The sequence below is a fragment of the Elizabethkingia argenteiflava genome (assembly GCF_009904105.1).
In the GTDB taxonomy this organism is placed as follows: Bacteria; Bacteroidota; Bacteroidia; order Flavobacteriales; family Weeksellaceae; genus Elizabethkingia; species Elizabethkingia argenteiflava.
In genome coordinates, this window is the sequence record NZ_JAAABJ010000202.1 from 1 (window position 1) to 341 (window position 341).

Below are 341 nucleotides of genomic sequence, written 5' to 3' on the forward strand. Positions count from 1 at the left end.
ATCCTCGCCGGATTCTCCCTCGCGTGTATCATTGGAGTTTTTGTTTGGTTATTAACACTTTAATTACATAGGATTATGAACGTAACGATTGAAACATTCTTTTGTCCTTATTGCGACGAAGCAACAGAGATTTATTTGCGTCTGGTGACCACGATTCTTTTTGCCGACGACGAAAACAGCCTACGCAAAGGCATCGAGAAACTGAAAGCACAAGTGCCGCTCGACGACCATTTCGTGTACGGTTTCGGTGCACATCATCTATGGGTTTATCACAAGAAAAATAAAATCAAAAGTAAGCAATACTCTTTTTTATAATTGCTTGTTTTTCAGTGATACTTATG

At 39.3% G+C, this 341-nt stretch carries 1 protein-coding gene; it reads left to right on the plus strand.

All coding sequences use genetic code 11. The features are described from left to right. The first annotated feature begins 75 nt into the window (after positions 1-75). Entirely contained in the window at positions 76-315 is a 240-nt protein-coding gene (locus GNY06_RS01595; protein WP_166518498.1) for a hypothetical protein, read from the plus strand. Positions 316-341 lie beyond the last annotated feature (26 nt).